This is a genomic window from Bathymodiolus thermophilus thioautotrophic gill symbiont, from assembly GCF_003711265.1.
Classification (GTDB): domain Bacteria; phylum Pseudomonadota; class Gammaproteobacteria; order PS1; family Pseudothioglobaceae; genus Thiodubiliella.
The window spans coordinates 59,352-80,038 of sequence record NZ_CP024634.1 but is presented as its reverse complement, the minus strand read 5'-3'; the positions used below and the strand labels follow the sequence as shown (position 1 = coordinate 80,038).

Genomic DNA, 20,687 nt, shown 5'->3' with positions numbered 1-20,687 from the left:
GTCCATGCACGCTACAATTTCGCCAGCGACTACGCCCTGAAAAAAGACATTATTATCGCTGACACCAGGTTTGAATTTGGACTGGATGAAAACAATTGCTTAACCCTAATGGACGAAGTTCTAACCCCCGATTCATCACGCTTTTGGTCAAAATCTGACACCACATCGGCACCAGTCCAAAAAATTTTGACAAGCAAATTGTGCGTGATTATTTAGAAACACTAGACTGGGGCAAAACCCCACCTGCACCAAGCCTGCCAGATAATATCACCCAAAAAACTGCACAACAATACCGCCAAGTGCAACAATTGCTAATGCAAACAACAAAGATTTAGTTGAAATATTGTTTCATTGCACCAAGGTTAAATAATAAAAAACTTTAAAAAAATTATCTAAAACACCGCTAAATCTTGTTCTACCCATAATTCTACAGTAGCAGTAGCCTTGTTATAAATATCATAAGTAATGCCGTCCTCTGTTTTTGTAGAATCTTTAGCAAAAGCATTGTCACTAAGTTCTATATCAACTTTATCACCCGTATCACCTATAACTTTAAGAACATTGGTTGAACTGGAAATATCCAATAAGTCATTAAGATTAAGTTTCAAAGTATTGTTACCTGAACCTGTTAAATCAATGATTTCAATGTCTTGAATGCGGCCATTGTCTATTTGAGTAAGATCTAGATTTAGATCCGCACCTGCTAATTTCAGCGTATCGGTATTACCACCCCCGTCAACACGAGCGAGTAAATCGCTACTCAGCACTTTGCTGGAGAGTTTGGCAAGGTTGTCCGCATTAATAACAATAGTATCATCACCTTTGCCTGCATTAAAGACATCGGCACCGCCGTTACCTGTTAAAACATCATTGCCTAAACCAGCAACAAACAACTCATCGGCAGAGGTGCCTGTAAGTATATTGTTCTCACCATTACCTTGAAAATCAATAGCATGAGCAGCAACACCATTGCCAACACTAATATCTGCTAAATCAACGGCTTCTGTGTCTGTTTTACCAAACACAACATAAGATTTGCCTGCACTTTCTTTACTACTAGGGGCTGCCCAAAAAGCACCAACAATCAAATCATCCAAGCCATCGCCGTTGACATCGCCTGCTGAAGAGACTGAGACGCCACTGCTGTCATTAGCACTCTCACCGTTAATAACAAAACCACCCGTACCAGCTGCTATGACTGATAAATCAACAGCACTGCCATTGGTTTTACCAAATACAACATAAGATTTACCTGCATTGCTTTTATTATCAGGGTCTGCCAGATGAGCACCAACAATCAAATCATCCAAACCATCGCCATTGACATCGCCTGCTGAGGAGACTGAGGTGCCACTGTCGTCATAAGCACTCTCACCTTTTATAACAAAGCCACCTGTGCCAGAGGCTATAACTGATAAATTAACAGCATCTTTTTCTTTTTTACCAAATACAACATAAGATTTACCTGCATCGCTTTTATTATTGGGGTCTGCATTAAAAGCACCAACAATCAAATCATCCAAGCCATCACCATTGACATCGCCTGCTGAGGAGACTGAGAGGCCACTCCAATCATCAGCATTTTCACCATTAATAACAAAGCCACCCGCGCCAGAGGCTATGACTGATAAATCAACAGCACTGCCATTGGTTTTACCAAATACAACATAAGATTTACCTGCTTTATCTTTATTATCAGGGTCTGCCATAAGAGCACCAACAATCAAATCATCCAAACCATCGCCGTTGACATCGCCTGCTGAGGAGACTGAGACGCCACTCCTATCATCAACATTCTCACCATTAATAACAAAGCCACCCATGCCTGAGGAGGCGGCTATGGCTGATAAATTAACAGCAGTTTTGTCTTTTTTGCCAAATATAACATAAGATTTGCCTGCTTTATCTTTATTATCAGGATCTGCAAAATAAGCACCAACAATCAAATCATCCAAGCCATCGCCGTTGACATCGCCTGCTGAGGAGACTGAGAGGCCACTCCGATCATCAGCATTCTCACCATTAATAACAAAGCCACCCGTGCCAGAGGCTATGGCTGATAAATCAACAGCGTCTTTATCAGTTTTGCCAAACACGACATAAGATTTACCTGCTTTATCTTTATTATCAGGGTCTGCAAGACGAGCACCAACAATCAAATCATCCAAGCCATCGCCGTTGACATCGCCTGCTGAGGAGACTGAGTAGCCACTCCAATCATCAGCATTCTCACCGTTAATAACAAAGCCACCTGTGCCTAAGGCTATGGCTGATAAATTAACAGCACTTCCATCAGTTTTACCAAATACAACATAAGATTTACCTGCATTGCTTTTACTATTGGGGTCAGCCTGATAAGCACCAACAATTAAATCATCCAAGCCATCGCCGTTGACATCGCCTGCTGAGGAGACTGAGTAGCCACTCTTGTCGTCAGCACTCTCACCATTCATAACAAAACCTTGTGCAATAGAGGGCAAAGAAACCGTTAAATTTTGCGCTAACCACAATTTTGCAGTAGAAGTGCTTGCATGAGAATAAATATCATAAGTAATACCATTAACAACTTCGGTTGCATTTGATTTTTCAAATCCGAGTGTCTTGACTTCAACTTTATCACCCGAATTACCAACCACTTTAAGCACATTAGTTGAACTAGAAATATCCAACAAATCATTCAGATTCAGTGTCAAAGTATTGTTACCTGACCCTGTTAAATCAATGATTTCAATGTCTTGAATGCGGCCATTGTCTATTTGCGTGAGATCTAGATTTAGATCCGCACCTGCTAATTTCAGCGTATCGGTATTACCACCCCCGTCAACACGAGCGAGTAAATGATTACTCAGCACCCTGCTGGAGAGTTTAGCAAGGTTATCCGCATTAATAACAATAATATCGTTACCAGCTCCTGCATTAAAGACATCGGTGCCTCCGTTACCTATTAAAGTATCATCGCCTAAACCAGCGACAAACAACTCATCGGCAGAGGTGCCTGTAAGTATATTGTTCTCACCATTACCTTGAAAATCAATAGCATGAGCAACAACACCATTGCTAGCACTAATATCTGCTAAATCAACGGCTTTTGTGCCTGTCTTACCAAATACAACATAAGATTTACCTGCATCGTCTTTGCTATTAGGGTTAGCTTGATAAGCACCAACAATCAAATCATCCAAACCATCGCCGTTGACATCGCCTGCTGAGGAGACTGAGATGCCGCTGCCATCATCAATATTCTCACCATTAATAACAAAACCACCTGTGCCAGAGGCTATGGCTGATAAATCAACAGCACTGCCATTGGTTTTACCAAATACAACATAAGGTTTACCTGCATTGCTTTTATTATCAGGGTCTGCTTGATGAGCACCAACAATCAAATCATCCAAGCCATCGCCGTTGACATCGCCTGCTGAGGAGACTGAGACGCCACTATAATCCCCAGCATTCTCACCGTTAATAACAAAGCCACCCGTGCCTAAGGCTATGACTGATAAATCAACAGCAGCTTTGTCTTTTTTGCCAAATACAACATAAGATTCACCTGCATCATTTGTACCACTAGGATCTGCCAGATAAGCACCAACAATCAAATCATCCAAACCATCGCCGTTGACATCGCCTGCTGAGGAGACTGAGTGGCCACTCCAATCATCGATATTCTCACCATTAATAACAAAGCCACCCGTGCCTGAGGCTATCTTTGATAAATCAACAGAGGTTTCATCAGTTTTCCCAAATATAACATAGGATTTACCTGCCTTGCTTTTATTAGCAGGGTCTGCTTGAAAAGCACCAACAATCAAATCATCCAAGCCATCACCATTGACATCGCCTGCTGAGGAGACTGAGTAGCCACTCCAATCATCAGCATTCTCACCGTTAATAACAAAGCCACCCGTGCCTAAGGCTATGACTGATAAATCAACAGCAGCTTTGTCTTTTTTGCCAAATACAACATAAGATTTACCTGCATCATTTGTACCACTAGGATCTGCCAGATAAGCACCAACAATCAAATCATCCAAGCCATCGCCGTTGACATCGCCTGCTGAGGAGACTGGGTGGCCACTCCAATCATCGATATTCTCACCATTAATAACAAAGCCACCCGTGCCTGAGGCTATCTTTGATAAATCAACAGAGGTTTCATCAGTTTTCCCAAATATAACATAGGATTTACCTGCCTTGCTTTTATTAGCAGGGTCTGCTTGAAAAGCACCAACAATCAAATCATCCAAGCCATCACCATTGACATCGCCTGCTGAGGAGACTGAGTTGCCACTCCAATCATCAGCATTCTCACCGTTAATAACAAAGCCACCTGTGCCTAAGGCTATGGCTGATAAATTAACAGCACTTCCATCAGTTTTGCCAAATACAACATAAGATTTACCTGCATAACTTTCAGCATGATAAGCACCAACAATTAAGTCATCCAAGCCGTCACCATTGACATCGCCTGCTGAAGAGACTGATTTACCACTATGATCCTCAACATTCTCACCATTCATAACAAAACCTTGTGCAATATCAGCGATTCTCACCGACACAGTAACCGTCTGCTCTGTTGCATTACCTGCAACATCAGTGGCAATAATAGTTACTGCGTCAGTGTGCACTGTCGTTTGTATTGCTTTATAAGTAACGATGCCAGTATCAGTAGTAATTGCAAACTTACTGGTGCTTGCATTTTTTATGCTATAAGTAATACCATCATCTGCATTACCACCACTAAGATTACTGGCTTGAGCATCATAAACAGTTGTAGTGATATCAGTATTCATCGCTACATTAGCAGTGGACGCACCGGCAAACAAAGGATCTAAGGTGTCCACAACAATAGCGCCAGCATTCTTAACAACACTTGAGACATTACCCACTACATTGGTTTGCTTAACCTGAATGGCATCAATAGCATGGGTGCCTTCAGTCAGCGTAAAACTGGTGCCTGTGCCGTTAGTCCAGTTAGTGCCGCCATTCGTGGAATATTGCCAAGTTGCATCTGATTCCAAACCAGCAACCGTCATCATGCCATTATTAGTAACACCATCGCTATTTAATACCCCTGTGTCATTTGTTAAAGTAAATGTAGGCTGGGCTGGTTGAGTTATGTCAATCTTTGTTGTTATTGAATTTAAGCCTGTAACATCTTGGTTGCTAGCGCCTTTACCAGCAAGATTAACAATAACCGTATAATCGCCTTGGGTAAGTTTTGAAGTCCAAGCGCTGTTATTGTCTAAAGCCCAAGTATTGTTAACAATAGCTGGAAGATTGGTAGTAATCACATGAACAGTAGTATCACCTTGTTTAAAAACAATGCTACTAACACTTATTGAACTCACTGTGCCAATAACGCTCACTGTGCCACTCAAAGTAGCCGTTGCCATCTCAGCAGTATTGATGATATTGTCAATGCCGATATTGTTCCAAGTAATTGAGGTTGACAAACCGATATCTACGACCGATACGCTAACAGTTTTTTCCGCTGTATTGCCTGCAATATCGGTGGCAATGATAGTCACTGTGTGAGTGCCTACTTGCGTTTGCGTTTGTTTGTATTTCAATTCGCCAGTATTACTAATGGTAAATTTGTCTTGTTGCTCTCCCGCTTTTAAAGTATAAGTTACCGTGTTGTCGTCTGTTGCTGCTGTATATATTGTTGTCGATGCTTCGGTATTTGCTTCAACCTTGGCAGTTGCTGCACTGGTGAAGGAAGGGGCTAAGGTGTCTATAGTAATAGAGGAGGCGTACTTGATAATTGTGGCGCTACCACTCACTTTAATCTGAATATCGTTTGCCCCATAAGTGCCACTAGCCAGCACAAAACGATTGCCTGTGCCACTGATAAAACTATTACCGCCGTTAGTGGAATACTCCCAAGTGTCACCACTTTTTAAATGCTTAATCGTAATTTCGCCATTTTTGCTAATCCCATCGCTATTTGATGAACCTGCGTCATTCGTTAAAGCGATTACGATAGGCTGTGTTGTATCGTCATCATCGCCATTGACATCGCCATCGCCATCGCCATCACTGCCACTGCCACTGCCGCTACTGGCTACCACAACGGCTGCAACCACAACGGCAGCCACGATACCTATGTTTGAGGTAATAACATCAGAGAAACTTTGATTGCCGTCTGTGCTTGTTGCACTAGATTCTGTGGCAACAATGGATTGTTCGCCATAAAAATAAACGACTTGAGTGCCGTCTTCTAAAGTAAAGAAGGTGTCGGCAACCACATGGTAAAGACCACCGTCTTCGGTGGGGAGGGAAACTAGGCAAGATAAGTCGGTTTTGCAAAGGGTGAAATAGTTGTCAAAGATGAGGACGCTTTCTGCAAATGTGACTTCTAAATCATCGTTTACTCTTTTGGCGATTAGGCTGGTTTTTTTAGCGTTAAAATCTTTGGGGTTTAGTTGGTAGGCGATGCCAGTTTGTGGTTGGATGTGGTGGGTGCCTTTGGTGAGGGTAAGCACTTCTTTGTTAAGTTGGTTGGTGATTTTTTGGGCTTTATTTTGTTGTGTTGTGATTTGGGATTCTTTCATGTTTCTTTCCTACATAATAATTATTTTTATGTAATTATACATTTATACATTTATACATTGGTTAATCTTAAAAGATTTGCGCTTAAAAATGAAATTGTTGGGAACAAAAGCCTAAAAAAACAACCCAATAAAAAACAATGATGAATTACAAAAAAACCGTACAATGATAACAACAGGCAACATACAAAAATGCATGCCTCACTTACAGGTGATAATGCAATCTACCAAATGCCAATTGGCAATTGGCAATAATTTGGTGTCAATACACGCTACAATTTCGCCAGCGACTACGCCCTGAAAAAAGACATTATTATCGCTGACACCAAGTTTGAATTTGGACTGGATGAAAACAATTGCTTAACCCTAATGGACGAAGTTCTAACCCCCGATTCATCACGCTTTTGGTCAAAATCTGACTGCCACATCGGCACCAGTCCAAAAAGTTTTGACAAGCAAATTGTGCGTGATTGTTTAGAAACACTAGACTGGGACAAAACCCCACCTGCGCCAAGCCTACCAGATAATATCACCCAAAAAACTGCACAACAATACCGTCAAGTGCAACAATTGCTAATGCAAACAACAAAGGTTTAGTTGAAATATTGTTTCATTGCACCAAGGTTAAACGATAAAAAGCTTTAAAAAAATTATCTAAAATACCGCTAAATCTTGTTCTACCCATAATTCTACAGTGTCAGCAGCATTAACATTGTTATAAATATCATAAGTAATGCCGTCCTCTGTTTTTGTAGAATCTTTAGCAAAAGCATTGTTACTAAGTTCTATATCAACTTTATCACCCGCATCACCTATAACTTTAAGAACATTGGTTGAACTGGAAATATCCAATAAGTCATTAAGATTAAGTTTCAAAGTATTGTTACCTGACCCTGTTAAATCAATGATTTCAATGTCTTGAATGCGGCCATTGTCTATTTGAGTGAGATCTAGATTTAGATCCGCACCTGCTAATTTCAGCGTATCGGTATTACCACCGCCATCAACACGAGCGAGTAAATCGCTACTCAACACTTTGCTGGAGAGTTTAGCAAGGTTGTCCGCATTAATAACAATAGTATCATCACCTTTGCCTGCATTAAAGACATCGGCACCGCCGTTACCTGTTAAAACATCATTGCCTAAACCAGCAACAAACAACTCGTCGGCAGAGGTGCCTGTAAGTATATTGTTCTCACCATTACCTTGAAAATCAATAGCATGAGCAGCAACACCATTGCCAGCACTAATATCTGTTAAATCAATGGCTTTTGTGTCTGTTTTACCAAACACAACATAAGATTTGCCTGCACTTTCTTTACTACTAGGGTCTGCCCAAGAAGCACCAACAATCAAATCATCCAAGCCATCGCCGTTGACATCGCCTGCTGAAGAGACTGAGACGCCACTGTTGTCATTAGCACTCTCACCGTTAATAACAAAACCACCCGTACCAGCTGCTATGACTGATAAATCAACAGCACTGCCATTGGTTTTACCAAATACAACATAAGATTTACCTGCATTGCTTTTATTATCAGGGTCTGCTTGATAAGCACCAACAATCAAATCATCCAAGCCATCGCCGTTGACATCGCCTGCTGAGGAGACTGAGTTGCCACTGCTATCATCAGCATTCTCACCATTAATAACAAAGCCGCCTGTGCCTAAAGTTGATAAATTAACAGCATCTTTATCAGTTTTACCAAATACAACATAAGTTTTACCCGCATTGCTTTTATTATCAGGGTCTGCTTGATAAGCACCAACAATCAAATCATCCAAGCCATCGCCGTTGACATCGCCTGCTGAAGAGACTGATCTGCCACTAAGATCATTAGTATTCTCACCATTGATAACAAAGCCGCCTGTGCCAGAGGCTATGATTGACAAATCAACAGCAACTTTGTCTTTTTTACCAAATACAACATAAGATTTGCCTGTGCCATAGTATGCGTCAAAGCCTGCAAAAAAAGCACCAACAATCAAATCATCCAAGCCATCGCCGTTGACATCGCCTGCTGAAGAGACTGAGAAGGCACTAAAATCATTAGCATTCTCACCATTCATAACAAAGCCACCTGTGCCTGAGGCTATGGCTGATAAATTAATAGCACTTGCATTAGTTTTGCCAAATACAACATAAGATTTACCTGCAGCGCTTTTATTAGCAGGGTCTGCATGATCAGCACCAACAATCAAATCATCCAAGCCATCGCCATTGACATCGCCTGCTGAGGAGACTGAGTGCCCACTACTATCCCAAGCACTCTCACCACCAATAACAAAGCCGCCTGTGCCTGAGGCTATGGCTGATAAATCAACAGCACTGCTATTGGTTTTACCAAATACAACATAAGATTTACCTGCTTTATCAGGGCCTGCCAGAAAAACACCAATAATCAAATCATCCAAGCCGTCACCATTGACATCGCCTGCTGAGGAGACTGAGTACCCACTATTATCCCGAGCACTCTCACCACCAATAACAAAGCCGCCTGTGCCTGAGGCTATGGCTGATAAATCAACAGCACTTTCATTGGTTTTACCAAATACAACATAAGTTTTGCCCGCATTGCTTTTATTAGCAGGATCTGCATAACGAGCACCAACAATTAAATCATCCAAGCCATCGCCGTTGACATCGCCTGCTGAGGAGGCTGAGTAGCCACTCTCGTCGTCAGCACTCTCACCATTCATAACAAAACCTTGTGCAATAGAGGGCAAAGAAACCGTTAAATTTTGCGCTAACCACAATTTTGCAGTAAAAGCGCTTGCATGAGAATAAATATCATAAGTAATACCATTAGCAACTTCGGTTGCATTTGATTTTTCAAATCCGAGTGTCTTGACTTCAACTTTATCACCCGAATTACCAACCACTTTAAGCACATTAGTTGAACTAGAAATATCCAACAAATCATTCAGATTCAGTGTCAAAGTATTGTTACCTGACCCTGTTAAATCAATGATTTCAATGTCTTGAATGCGGCCATTGTCTATTTGAGTGAGATCTAGATTTAGATCCGCACCTGCTAATTTCAGCGTATCGGTATTACCACCCCCGTCAACACGAGCGAGTAAATCGCTACTCAACACTTTGCTGGAGAGTTTAGCAAGGTTGTCCGCATTAATAACAATAGTATCGTTACCGGCTCCTGCATTAAAGACATCGGTGCCTCCGTTACCTATTAAAGTATCATCGCCTAAACCAGCGACAAACAACTCATCGGCAGAGGTGCCTGTGAGTGTATTATCATCATCATTACCTTGAAAATCAATAGTATGGGCAACAACACCTTTGCCAGTGCTAACATCTGCTAAATCAACGGCTTTTGTGTCTGTCTTACCAAATACAACATAAGATTTACCTGCTTTGTTTTTACTACTAGGGTCTGCTTGAAAGGCGCCAATAATCAAGTCATCCAAGCCATCGCCGTTGACATCGCCTGCTGAGGAGACTGAGCGGCCACTAAAATCCTCGGTATTCTCACCATTAATAACAAAACCACCTGTGCCAGAGGCTATGGCTGATAAATCAACAGCACTGCCGTTGGTTTTACCAAATACAACATAAGATTTACCTGCTTTGCTTTTATTATCAAGGTCTGCATAATGAGCACCAACAATCAAATCATCCAAACCATCGCCGTTGACATCGCCTGCTGAGGAGACTGAGATGCCACTATAATCCTCAGCATTCTCACCGTTAATAACAAAGCCACCCGTGCCTAAGGCTATGACTGATAAATCAACAGCAGCTTTGTCTTTTTTGCCAAATACAACATAAGATTCACCTGCATCATTTGTACCACTAGGATCTGCCAGATAAGCACCAACAATCAAATCATCCAAACCATCGCCGTTGACATCGCCTGCTGAGGAGACTGAGCGGCCACTCCAATCATCGATATTCTCACCATTAATAACAAAGCCACCCGTGCCTGAGGCTATCTTTGATAAATCAACAGAGGTTTCATCAGTTTTCCCAAATATAACATAGGATTTACCTGCCTTGCTTTTACTAGCAGGGTCTGCTTGAAAAGCGCCAACAATCAAATCATCCAAGCCATCGCCGTTGACATCGCCTGCTGAGGAGACTGAGTAGCCACTCCAATCATCAACATTCTCACCGTTAATAACAAAGCCACCCGTGCCAGCAGCTATGACTGATAAATTAACAGCACTTTCATTGGTTTTACCAAAGACAACATAAGATTTTCCTGCATTATTTGTACCACTAGAATCTGCATGAAAAGCACCAACAATTAAGTCATCCAAGCCATCGCCGTTGACATCGCCTGCGGAGGAGGCTGAATAGCCACTATAATCCCCACTACTCTCACCGTCAATACCACCACTCTCACCGTTAATAACAAAACCACCCGTGCCAGCAGCTATGACTGATAAATTAACAGCACTTCCATCAGTTTTGCCAAATACAACATAAGATTTACCTGCCCTGTTTTGATAAGCACCAATAATTAAATCATCCAAGCCATCGCCGTTGACATCGCCTGCTGAGGAGACTGAGAAGCCACTATTATCCCCAGCACTCTCGCCATTCATAACAAAGCCACCTGTGCCTGAGGCTATGGCTGATAAATTAATAGCAGTTTCGTCAACTTTACCAAATACAACATAAGATTTACCTGCATTGCTTTTATTAGCAGGGTCTGCTTGAAAAGCACCAACAATCAAATCATCCAAGCCATCACCATTGACATCGCCTGCTGAGGAGACTGGAGAGCCACTATGATCCTCAGCACTTTCTCCATTCATAACAAAACCTTGTGCAATAGAACCTCTCACCGACACAGTAACAACCCGTTCTGTTGCATTACCTGCAACATCAGTGGCAATAATGGTCACTGTGTCACTATGCACTGTCGTTTGTATTGCTTTATAAGTAACGATGCCAGTATCAGTAGTAATTGCAAACTTACTAGTGCTTGCATTTTTTATGCTATAAGTAATACCATCATCTGCATTGCCACCATTAAGATTACTGGCTTGAGCATCATAAACAATTGTAGTGATATCAGTATTCATCGCTACATTAGCAGTGGACGCACCAGCAAACAAAGGATCTGAGGTGTCCACAACAATAGCGCCAGCATTCTTAACAACACTTGAGACATTACCCGCTACATTGGTTTGCTTAACCTGAATGGCATCAATAGCATGAGTGCCTTCAGCCAGCGTAAAACTGGTGCCTGTGCCGTTAGTCCAGTTAGTACCACCATTTGTGGAATATTGCCAAGTTGCACCTTCTTCCAAACTAGCAACTGTTATTGTGCCAATCTTGGTAACCTTATCGTCATCTAATGCCCCTGTGTCATCTGCTAAAATAAATGTGGGTTGGACTGGTGGAGCCATGTCAACCTTTATTGTTGTTGAATCTACACCCGTAACATCTTGGTTGTCACTGTTTTTGCCAGCAAGGTTAATAGTAACTGTGTAATCGCCCTGAGTAAGTTTTGAAGTCCAAGCGCTGTTATTGGCTAAAGTCCAAGTATTGTTAACAATAGCTGGAAGATTGGTAGTAATCACATGAACAGTAGTATCACCTTGTTTAAAAACAATGCTACTAACACTTATTGAACTCACTGTGCCAATAACGCTCACTGTGCCACTCAAAGTAGCCGTTGCCATCTCAGCAGTATTGATGATATTGTCAGTGCCGATATTGCTCCAAGTAATTGAGGTTGACAAACCAATATCTACGACCGATACGCTAACAGTTTTTTCCGCTGTATTGCCTGCAATATCGGTGGCAATGATAGTCACTGTGTGGGTGCCTGCTTGCGTTTGCGCTTGTTTGTATTTCAATTCACCAGTATTACTAATGGTAAATTTGTCTTGTTGCTCTCCCGCTTTTAAAGTATAAGTTACCGTGTTGTCGTCTGTTGCTGCTGTATATATTGTTGTCGATGCTTCGGTATTTGCTTCAACCTTGGCAGTTGCTGCACTGGTGAAGGAAGGGGCTAAGGTGTCTATAGTAATAGAGGAGGCGTACTTGATAATTGTGGCGCTGCCACTCACTTTAACCTGAATATCGTTTGCCCCATAAGTGCCACTAGCCAGCACAAAACTATTGCCTGTGCCACTGATAAAACTATTACCGCCGTCAGTGGAATACTCCCAAGTGTCACCACTTTTTAAATGCTTAATCGTAATTTCGCCATTTTTGCTAATCCCATCGCTATTTGATGAACCTGCGTCATTCGTTAAAGCGATTGCGAGTGGCTGTGTTGTATCGTCACCATCGCCATCACTGCCACTACTGGCTACCACAACGGCTGCAACCACAACGGCGGCCACGATGCCTATGTTTGAGGCAATAACATCAGAGAAACTTTGATTGCCGTCTGTGCTTGTTGCACTAGATTCTGTAGCAACAATGGATTGTTCGCCATAAAAATAAACGACTTGAGTGCCGTCTTCTAAAGTAAAGAAGGTGTCGGCAACCACATGGTAAAGACCACCGTCTTCGGTGGGGAGGGAAACTAGGCAAGATAAGTCGGTTTTGCAAAGGGTGAAATAGTTGTCAAAGATGAGGATGCTTTCTGCAAATGTGACTTCTAAATCATCGTTTACTCTTTTGGCGATTAGGCTGGTTTTTTTAGCGTTAAAATCTTTGGGGTTTAGTTGGTAGGCGATGCCAGTTTGTGGTTGGATGTGGTGGGTGCCTTTGGTGAGGGTAAGCACTTCTTTGTTAAGTTGGTTAGTAATTTTTTGAGCTTTATTCTGTTGTGTTGTAATTTGGGATTTTTTCATGTTTCTCTCCATTTAATTATTATTTATGTAATTATACATTGGTTAATCTTAAAAAATTTACGCTTAAAAATGAAATTGTTGGGAATAAAGATCTAAAAAACAACCCAATAAAAAACAATGATGAATTACAAAAAAACCGTACAATGATAACAACAGGCAACATACAAAAATGCACGCCTCACTTACAGGTGATAATGCAATCTACCAAATGCCAATTGGCAATTGGCAATAATTTGGTGTCCATGCACGCTACAATTTCGCCAGCGACTACGCCCTGAAAAAAGACATTATTATCGCTGACACCAGGTTTGAATTTGGACTGGATGAAAACAATTGCTTAACCTTAATGGACGAAGTTCTAACCCCCGATTCATCACGCTTTTGGTCAAAATCTGACACCACATCGGCACCAGTCCAAAAAGTTTTGACAAGCAAATTGTGCGTGATTGTTTAGAAACACTAGACTGGGACAAAACCCCACCTGCACCAAGCCTGCCAGATAATATCACCCAAAAAACTGCACAACAATACCGCCAAGTGCAACAATTGCTAATGCAAACAACAAAGATTTAGTCGAAATATTGTTTCATTGCACCAAGGTTAAATGATAAAAAAATTATCTAAAACACCGCTAAATCTTGTTCTACCCATAATTCTACAGTGTCAGCAGCATTAACATTGTTATAAATATCATAAGTAATGCCGTCCTCTGTTTTTGTAGAATCTTTAGCAAAAGCATTGTTACTAAGTTCTATATCAACTTTATCACCCGTATCACCTATAACTTTAAGAAAATTGGTTGAAGTGGAAATATCCAATAAGTCATTAAGATTAAGTTTCAAAGTATTGTTACCTGAACCTGTTAAATCAATGATTTCAATGTCTTGAATGCGACCATTGTCTATTTGAGTGAGATCTAGATTTAGATCCGCACCTGCTAATTTCAGCGTATCGGTATTACCACCCCCGTCAACACGAGCGAGTAAATGATTACTCAGCACCTTGCTGGAGAGTTTAGCAAGGTTGTCCGCATTAATAACAATAGTATCGTTACCAGCTCCTGCATTAAAGACATCGGTGCCTCCGTTACCTATTAAAGTATCATCGCCTAAACCAGCGACAAACAACTCATCGGCAGAGGTGCCTGTAAGTGCGTTGCTCTCGCCATTACCTTGAAAATCAATAGCATGAGTAACAACACCATTACCAGCACTAACATCTGCTAAATCAACGGCTTTTGTATCGGTTTTACCAAATACAACATAAGATTTACCTGCATCGCTTTTATTATTAGGGTCTGCATTAAAAGCACCAACAATCAAATCATCTAAACCATCACCATTGACATCACCTGCTGAGGAGACTGAACGGCCACTGTCATCATCAATATTCTCACCATTAATAACAAAACCACCTGTGCCAGAGGCTATGGTTGATAAATCAACAGCACTGCCATTGGTTTTACCAAATACAACATAAGATTTACCTGCATTGCTTTTATTATCAGGGTCTGCTTGATAGGCGCCAACAATCAAATCATCCAGGCCATCGCCGTTGACATCGCCTGCTGAGGAGACTGAGATGCCACTATTATCCCCAGCACTCTCACCATTAATAACAAAGCCACCCGTGCCTAAGGCTGACAAATTAACAGCATTTTTATCAACTTTACCAAATACAACATAAGATTTGCCTGCATCGCTTTTATTATCAGGGTCTGCTTGATAAGCACCAACAATCAAATCATCCAAGCCATCGCCATTGACATCGCCTGCTGAGGAGACTGAATAGCCACTCTCGTCATTAGCATCCTCACCATTAATAACAAAGCCGCCTGTACCTAAAGTTGATAAATTAACAGCGTCTTTATCAGTTTTACCAAATACAACATAAGTTTTACCCGCATTGCTTTTATTAGCAGGATCTGCATAATGAGCGCTAACAATCAAATCATCCAAGCCATCGCCGTTGGCATCGCCTGCTGAGGAGACTGAGTAGCCACTCCAATCATCACCACCCTCACCACCAATAACAAAGCCGCCTGTGCCTGAGGCTATGATTGACAAATCAACAGCAACTTTGTCTTTTTTACCAAATACAACATAAGATTTACCTGCGCTATAGTATGCGTCAAAGCCTGCAAAAAAAGCACCAACAATCAAATCATCCAAGCCATCACCATTGACATCGCCTGCTGAAGAGACTGAGTAGGCACTAAAATCGTTAGCATTCTCACCATTAATAACAAAGCCACCTGTGCCTAAGGCTATGGCTGATAAATTAATGGCACTTGCATTAGTTTTACCAAATACAACATAAGATTTACCTGCAGTGCTTTTATTAGCAGGGTCTGCATGATGAGCGCTAACAATCAAATCATCCAAGCCATCACCATTGACATCGCCTGCTGAAGAGACTGAGAAGCCACTCAAATCCTCGGTATTCTCGCCATTAATAACAAAACCACCCGCACCTGAGGCTATGGTTGACAAATCAACAGCAACTTTGTCTTTTTTGCCAAACACAACATAAGTTTTACCTGCTTTATCTTTATTATCAGGATCTGCATGATAAGCACCAACAATCAAATCATCCAAGCCATCGCCATTGACATCGCCTGCTGAGGAGACTGAGCGACCACTAGAATCCTCAGTACTTTCTCCATTTATAACAAAACCTTGTGCAATAGAGGGCAAAGAAACCGTTAAATTTTGCGCTAACCACAATTTTGCAGTAGAAGCGCTTGCATGAGAATAAATATCATAAGTAATACCATTAGCAACTTCGGTTGCATTTGATTTTTCAAATCCGAGTGTCTTGACTTCAACTTTATCACCCGAATTACCAACCACTTTAAGCGCATTAGTTGAACTAGAAATATCTAATAAGTCATTAAGATTCAGTGTCAAAGTATTGTTACCTGACCCTGTTAAATCAATGATTTCAATGTCTTGAATGCGGCCATTGTCTATTTGAGTGAGATCTAGATTTAGATCCGCACCTGCTAATTTCAGCGTATCGGTATTACCACCCCCGTCAACACGAGCGAGTAAATCGCTACTCAACACTTTGCTGGAGAGTTTAGCAAGGTTGTCCGCATTAATAACAATAATATCGTTACCAGCTCCTGCATTAAAGACATCGGTGCCTCCGTTACCTATTAAAGTATCATCGCCTAAACCAGCAACAAACAACTCATCGGCAGAGGTACCTGTAAGTGCGTTGCTCTCGCCATTACCTTGAAAATCAATAGCATGAGCAACAACACCATTACCAGCACTAATATCTGCTAAATCAACGGCTTTTGTATCGGTTTTACCAAATACAACATAAGATTTACCTGCTTTGCTTTTATTATCAGGGTCTGCTTGATGGGCACCAACAATCAAATCATCCAAGCCATCGCCGTTGACATCGCCTGCTGAGGAGACTGAGACGCCACTATAATCCCCAGCATTCTCACCATTAATAACAAAGCCACCCTTGCCAGAGGCTATGACTGATAAATCAACAGCACTGCCATTGGTTTTACCAAATACAACATAAGATTTACCCGCTTTGTCTTTACTATTAGGGTCTGCTTGATAAGCACCAACAATCAAATCATCCAAGCCATCACCATTGACATCGCCTGCTGAGGAGACTGAGATGCCACTGCTATCCCCAGCACTCTCACCATTAATAACAAAGCCACCCGTGTCTGAGGCTGAGGCTATGGCTGATAAATTAATAGCACTGCCATTGGTCTTACCAAATACAATATAAGATTTACCTGTCGCTCTATCATTAATTTTTGCCAGATAAGCACCAACAATCAAATCATCCAAGCCATCACCATTGACATCGCCTGCTGAGGAGACTGAGACGCCACTATAATCCCCAGCATTCTCACCATTAATAACAAAGCCACCCGTGTCTGAGGCTGAGGCTATGGCTGATAAATTAATAGCACTGTCATTGGTTTTACCAAATACAACATAAGATTTGCCTGCAATGCCGTCTGCCAGATAAGCACCAACAATCAAATCATCCAAGCCATCGCCATTGACATCGCCTGCTGAGGAGACTGAAACGCCACTAAGATCATTAGCACTCTCACCATTAATAACAAAGCCACCCGTGTCTGAGGCTGAGGCTATGGCTGATAAATTAATAGCACTGTCATTGGTTTTACCAAATACAACATAAGATTTGCCTGCCTCACTTTTATTATCAGGGTCTGCATAAAAAGCACCAACAACCAAATCATCCAAGCCATCGCCATTGACATCGCCTGCTGAGGAGACTGAGATGCCACTCCAATCATTAGCACTCTCACCATTAATAACAAAGCCACCCGTGCCTGAGGCTATAGCTGATAAATTAACAGCGCCTTTATCAGTTTTGCCAAACACGACATAAGATTTACCTGCTTTGTTTTTACTACTAGGGTCTGCAAAAAAAGCACCAACAATCAAATCATCCAAGCCATCGCCGTTGACATCGCCTGCTGAGGAGACTGAGACACCACTTTTATCCCCAGCACTTTCACCATTAATAACAAAGCCACCCGTGCCTAAGGCTATGGCTGATAAATTAATAGCAGTTTCGTCAACTTTACCAAATACAACATAAGATTTACCTGCGTTTGTACCATTGGAAACCTCATTACTAACACCAACAATCAAATCATCCAAGCCATCGCCATTGACATCGCCTGCTGAGGAGACTGAATAACCATTCTGGTCCCCAGCACTCTCACCATTCATAACAAAACCTTGTGCAATAGAACCTCTCACCGACACAGCAACAACCCGTTCTGTTGCATTACCTGCAACATCAGTAGCAATAATGGTCACTGTATCACTATGCGCTGCCGTTTGTATTGCCTTATAAGTAACGATGCCAGTATCAGTAGTAATTGCAAACTTACTGGTGCTTGCATTTTTTATGCTATAAGTAATACCATCATCTGCATTGCCACCATTAAGATTACTGGCTTGAGCATCATAAACAATTGTAGTGATAGCAGCATTTATCCCTACATTAGCAGTGGACGCACCAGCAAACAAAGGATCTGAGGTGTCCACAACAATAGCGCCAGCATTCTTAACAACGCTTGAGACATTACCCGCTACATTGGTTTGCTTAACCTGAATGGCATCAATAGCATGGGTGCCTTCAGCCAGCGTAAAACTGGTGCCTGTGCCGTTAGTCCAGTTAGTACCACCATTTGTGGAATATTGCCAAGTTGCACCTTCTTCCAAACTAGCAACTGTTATTGTGCCAATCTTGGTAACCTTATCGTCATCTAATGCCCCTGTGTCATCTGCTAAAATAAATGTGGGTTGGACTGGTGGAGCCATGTCAACCTTTATTGTTGTTGAATCTACACCCGTAACATCTTGGTTGTCACTGTTTTTGCCAGCAAGGTTAATAGTAACTGTGTAATCGCCCTGAGTAAGTTTTGAAGTCCAAGCGCTGTTATTGTCTAAAGCCCAAGTATTGTTAACAATAGCTGGAAGATTGGTAGTAATCACATGAACAGTAGTATCACCTTGTTTAAAAACAATGCTACTAACACTTATTGAACTCACTGTGCCAATAACGCTCACTGTGCCACTCAAAGTAGCCGTTGCCATCTCAGCAGTATTGATGATATTGTCAGTGCCGATATTGCTCCAAGTAATTGAGGTTGACAAGCCGATATCTACGACCGATACGCTAACAGTTTTTTCCGCTGTATTGCCTGCAATATCGGTGGCAATGATAGTCACTGTGTGAGTGCCTGCTTGCGTTTGCGCTTGTTTGTATTTTAATTCGCCAGTATTACTAATGGTAAATTTGTCTTGTTGCTCTCCCGCTTTTAAAGTATAAGTTACCGTGTTGTCGTCTGTTGCTGCTGTATATATTGTTGTCGATGCTTCGGTATTTGCTTCAACCTCGGCAGTTGCTGCACTGGTGAAGGAAGGGGCTAAGGTGTCTATAGTAATAGAGGAGGTGTACTTGATAATTGTGGCGCTGCCACTCACTTTAATCTGAATATCGTTTGCCCCATAAGTGCCACTAGCCAGCACAAAACTATTGCCTGTGCCACTGATAAAACTATTACCGCCGTTAGTGGAATACTCCCAAGTGTCACCACTTTTTAAATGCTTAATTGTAATTTCGCCATTTTTGCTAATCCCATCGCTATTTGATGAACCTGCGTCATTCGTTAAAGCGATTACGATAGGCTGTGTTGTATCGTCATCATCGCCATTGACATCGCCATCGCCATCACTACCACTGCCGCTACTGGCTACCACAACGGCTGCAACCACAACGGCAGCCACGATGCCTATGTTTGAGGCAATAACATCAGAGAAACTTTGATTGCCGCCTGTGCTTGTTGCACTAGATTCTGTAGCAACAATGGATTGTTCGCCATAAAAATAAACGACTTGAGTGCCGTCTTCTAAAGTAAAGAAAGTGTCGGCAACCACATGGTAAAGACCACCGTCTTCGGTGGGGAGGGAAACTAGGCAAGATAAGTCGGTTTTACAAAGGGTGAAATAGTTGTCAAAGATGAGGACGCTTTCTGCAAATGTGACTTCTAAATCATCGTTTACTCTTTTGGCGATTAGGCTGGTTTTTTTAGTATTAAAATCTTTGGGGTTTAGTTGGTAGGCGATGCCGGTTTGTGGCTGGATGTGGTGGGTGCCTTTGGTGAGGGAAAGCACTTCTTTGTTAAGTTGGTTGGTGATTTTTTGGGCTTTATTTTGTTGTGTTGTGATTTGGGATTTTTTCATGTTTCTTTCCTACATAATAATTATTTTTATGTAATTATACATTGGTTAATCTTAAAAGATTTGCGCTTAAAAATGAAATTGTTGGGAACAAAAGCCTAAAAAAACAACCCAATAAAAAATAATGATGAATTACAAAAAAACCGTACAATGATAACAACAGGCAACATACAAAAATGCACGCCTCACTTACAGGTGATAATGCAATCTACCAAATGCCAATTGGCAATAATTTGGTGTCCATGCACGCTACAATTTCGCCAGCGACTACGCCCTGAAAAAAGACATTATTATCGCTGACACCAAATTTGAATTTGGACTGGATGAAAACAATTGCTTAACCCTAATGGACGAAGTTCTAACCCCCGATTCATCACGCTTTTGGTCAAAATCTGACTACCACATCGGCACCAGTCCAAAAAGTTTTGACAAGCAAATTGTGCGTGATTATTTAGAAACACTAGACTGGGGCAAAACCCCACCTGCACCAAGATCAAGCCTGCCAGATAATATCACCCAAAAAACTGCACAACAATACCGCCAAGTGCAACAATTGCTAATGCAAACAACAAAGATTTAGTCGAAA

The 20,687-nt window shown here is 41.6% G+C and carries 4 protein-coding genes and 4 pseudogenes; 5 read left to right on the top strand and 3 right to left on the bottom strand.

The annotated features are described in order from the left end of the window. Window positions 1-12 precede the first annotated feature (12 nt). Window positions 13-335: pseudogene (locus MS2017_RS00280) on the top strand (phosphoribosylaminoimidazolesuccinocarboxamide synthase); the annotation flags it as partial. Between the two features lie 57 nt (window positions 336-392). Here the strand turns inward: MS2017_RS00280 and MS2017_RS00275 are convergent. Further along, the gene (locus MS2017_RS00275) at window positions 393-6,557 is read right to left on the bottom strand and encodes an FG-GAP-like repeat-containing protein (protein ID WP_122950892.1); all 6,165 of its coding nucleotides are present in this window, start codon (window positions 6,555-6,557) and stop codon (window positions 393-395) included. A gap of 270 nt (window positions 6,558-6,827) precedes the next feature. Here MS2017_RS00275 and MS2017_RS00270 point away from each other — a divergent pair. Next, a pseudogene (locus MS2017_RS00270) lies at window positions 6,828-7,151 on the top strand (phosphoribosylaminoimidazolesuccinocarboxamide synthase); the annotation flags it as partial. 57 nt (window positions 7,152-7,208) lie between these two features. Here MS2017_RS00270 and MS2017_RS10910 read toward each other — a convergent pair. Then, on the bottom strand, window positions 7,209-13,334 hold the full coding sequence (locus tag MS2017_RS10910; protein ID WP_164707546.1) for an FG-GAP repeat protein: 6,126 nt from the start codon (window positions 13,332-13,334) through the stop codon (window positions 7,209-7,211). A 38-nt stretch (window positions 13,335-13,372) separates the two neighbouring features. Here MS2017_RS10910 and MS2017_RS00255 point away from each other — a divergent pair, with 38 nt between their 5' ends. Beyond that, entirely contained in the window at window positions 13,373-13,612 is a 240-nt protein-coding gene (locus tag MS2017_RS00255; RefSeq protein ID WP_122950890.1) for a hypothetical protein, read from the top strand. Then, window positions 13,585-13,907 (top strand): annotated as a pseudogene (locus MS2017_RS00250) (phosphoribosylaminoimidazolesuccinocarboxamide synthase); the annotation flags it as partial. The gene MS2017_RS00255 and the pseudogene MS2017_RS00250, both read left to right, overlap by 28 nt. Window positions 13,908-13,954: 47 nt before the next feature. Here MS2017_RS00250 and MS2017_RS00245 read toward each other — a convergent pair. Next, complete coding sequence (locus MS2017_RS00245; protein ID WP_122950889.1) at window positions 13,955-20,104, bottom strand: beta strand repeat-containing protein; 6,150 nt, start codon at window positions 20,102-20,104, stop codon at window positions 13,955-13,957. A 247-nt stretch (window positions 20,105-20,351) separates the two neighbouring features. On the opposite strand from MS2017_RS00245, the pseudogene MS2017_RS00240 reads away from it, so the two are divergent. Then, window positions 20,352-20,681, top strand: a pseudogene (locus MS2017_RS00240) (phosphoribosylaminoimidazolesuccinocarboxamide synthase); the annotation flags it as partial. Window positions 20,682-20,687 lie beyond the last annotated feature (6 nt).

Bases quoted from the DNA above. Each gene is read 5' to 3' on its own strand.
- MS2017_RS00275 (WP_122950892.1), bottom strand. From the start codon at position 6,557: ATGAAAGAATCCCAAATCACAACACAACAAAATAAAGCCCAAAAAATC.
- MS2017_RS10910 (WP_164707546.1), bottom strand. From the start codon at position 13,334: ATGAAAAAATCCCAAATTACAACACAACAGAATAAAGCTCAAAAAATT.
- MS2017_RS00245 (WP_122950889.1), bottom strand. From the start codon at position 20,104: ATGAAAAAATCCCAAATCACAACACAACAAAATAAAGCCCAAAAAATC.